The organism is Stenotrophomonas sp. P5_B8 (assembly GCF_054049855.1).
Genome location: NZ_JBFULO010000491.1, coordinates 1 through 2,605 on the forward strand (window position 1 = coordinate 1; position 2,605 = coordinate 2,605).

Annotated in this window: 2 protein-coding genes; one reads left to right on the forward strand and one right to left on the reverse strand. The window is 65.6% G+C overall.

Annotated elements, in window-relative coordinates; all coding sequences use genetic code 11:
• Window positions 1–196: hypothetical protein (locus tag ACXJKH_RS18455; protein ID WP_457321534.1), on the reverse strand; the 196-nt coding region annotated here is incomplete at its 3' end.
• A 46-nt stretch (window positions 197–242) separates the two neighbouring features.
• On the opposite strand from ACXJKH_RS18455, the gene ACXJKH_RS18460 reads away from it, so the two are divergent.
• Window positions 243–2,570: a TonB-dependent receptor gene (locus ACXJKH_RS18460; protein ID WP_457321536.1), complete on the forward strand. Its 2,328-nt coding sequence runs from the start codon at window positions 243–245 to the stop codon at window positions 2,568–2,570.
• The last annotated feature ends 35 nt before the right edge of the window (window positions 2,571–2,605 follow it).

Sequence of the window (2,605 nt, forward strand, 5' to 3'; positions counted from 1 at the left end):
CCGCCAGCCAGATCCGGCACAGCGTCAAGCCTTCCGGCCGCCGCACCGAGCGGGCATAATCCGCGCCAGAATCCCGGCGGCTCAGCCAGCAGACCAGGGGAGGGGATGGACGGCCGTCCCCCGCATCGCCCTGCAACCAGCCTGCAACATCCACGCAATAACGTGCCGCATCGCTGCGTAAAACAGCGGTGTTCATCCGCGTGCGCCGCACGCCACCCGTTCAGCACTCCCCGAGACCCTGCATGCCTGCCTACCGCAACACCCCCGTGTCGATGCCGTCCCGTTCCGCCGTCGCACTGCCGCGCCGCCACGCCCTGGCGCTGGCCTGCGCCACCGCCTCGCTGTTCGGCCTGGCCGGCACCGCACTGGCCCAGGACGCTACGCCGACCTCGCTGGACGCCATCACCGTCAATGCCGACCACCGCGAGCGCAACCTCCAGGAAGTGCCGGTCTCGGTCGGCGTGGTCCAGGGCGAGAAGATCCGCGACTACACCGCCGGCGGCGATGACACCCTGCTGGCACTGTCGGGCAAGGTGCCCAGCTTCTACGCCGAGACCACCACCGGGCGCATCTTCCCGCGCTTCTACATCCGTGGCCTGGGCAACATCGACTTCTACCTGGGTGCCTCGCAGCCGGTCTCGATCATCCAGGACGACGTGGTGCTCGAGCACGTGGTGCTGAAGTCCAACCCGGTCTACGACGTGGACCAGATCGAAGTGCTGCGCGGTCCGCAGGGCACCCTGTTCGGCCGCAACACCACCGCCGGCATCGTCAAGTTCGACACCATCAAGCCGAGCCAGGACGCCAGCGGCCGCGTGCAGGCCAGCTATGGCAGTTACGGTAGCGTGGCCATCGACGGCGGCGTGGGCGGTGCGATCAATGACATCGCCTCGTTCCGCGTGTCGGCGCTGTACCAGCACCGCGATGACTACGTGGACAACACCTACACCGGCCCCAGCGCCGATGGCACGGTGTCGCCGAAGAACAACGCCATGGGCGGCTTCGACGACCGCAACGTGCGCGCACAGCTGCTGCTGCAGCCGAGCGAGAACTTCTCGCTGCTGGCCTCGGCCCATGCGCGTGACTACGACGGCACCTCGACCCTGTTCCTGCGGGGTGCGGTCACCAAGGGCTCCAACAAGACCGACGTGGCGCGCGATCGCGTGGCCTACGACGAAGCCGACAACAACCCGCAGTCCTACAAGACCTACGGCGGCTCGGTGAAGGCAGTCTACGATTTCGGCAATGTCTCGCTGACCTCGATCACCGCCTACGAAACCACCTCCGGCTACAGCCGCGGTGATACCGATGGCGGCGCGGCGGCCAACTTCCCGGTCAATGGCGTGGCCAACGGCTACGGCCAGTCGATGGGCCAGATCCGCGACCTGGACCAGTGGACCCAGGAAATCCGCCTGGCCAATGGCGATGACAACCGCCTGAAGTGGCAGGTCGGCGCGTTCTACTTCGATGGCCGCGACACCACCGATTTCTACCAGCGCGCCTGGTTCCTGCAGGGCAACGCGCGCAACCCGAACAACTGGGTGCGCCTGCGCAACGTCAACACCTCCTGGGCTGGCTTCGGCCAGGTCAGCTATGACGTCACCGACAAGTTCACCCTGACCGCCGGCCTGCGCCAGACCCGCGATGAGAAGCACACCCGTCTGCTCAAGACCGCCGACACCGCCGCCGGCGTGGTGACCTACAAGGGTCGCACCGACGTGGAAATGGCCGACACCACCCCGAGCTGGGACGTGAGCGCGATGTACGCGTTCAACCCGCAGTTCAGCGTGTATGCGCGCGTGGCCCGTGGCTTCCGTGGCCCCACCATCCAGGGCCGTTCGGCCGTATTCAACGCCGACTTCACCACCGCCGATTCGGAAACCATCCTGTCCTGGGAAGCGGGCATCAAGAGCAGCCTGTGGGACAACCGCCTGCGCGTGAATGCCGCTGCGTTCACCTACGTGGTCAACGATATCCAGCTCAACGGCAACGACTCGGACGGCAACGGCGTGCTGTTCAACGCCGACAAGGCCAAGGCCTACGGCCTGGAAGCGGACATGGAGCTGCGCCCGGTTCCGAACCTGAGCCTGAGCGCCGGTGTCAGCCTGCTGCACAGCGAAATCCAGGACGACCGCGTCTATGCCCAGGTCTGCGCGCTGAACGGCGCGGTGGTGTGCACGGTGAACGACCCGACCATCAAGGTTGGTGCCAACACCTTCGCCCAGATCAACGGCAACCCGCTGCCGAATGCGCCGAAGTACAACATCAACCTCGCCGCGCGCTACGACGTGCCGGTCAACGACAGCGATGTGTTCTTCGTCTCCACCGACTGGAACAAGCAGGGCTACACCAGCTTCGTGCTGTACGACTCGGCCGAGTTCAACTCCAAGGGCAGCTTCGAAGGCGGCCTGAAGCTGGGTTACTCCGKCAACTACGGTGCGTGGGAAGTGGCGCTGTTCGCGCGCAACAYCACCAACGAGAAGAACCTCAAGGGTGTGATCGAAAACTACATGGCCGCGGTGTACAACGAACCGCGCACCGTGGGTGTTTCGCTCAACATGAACTGGTAAGTGGCGAGGGCATCGGCACCGCGCAAGCGTGGTGC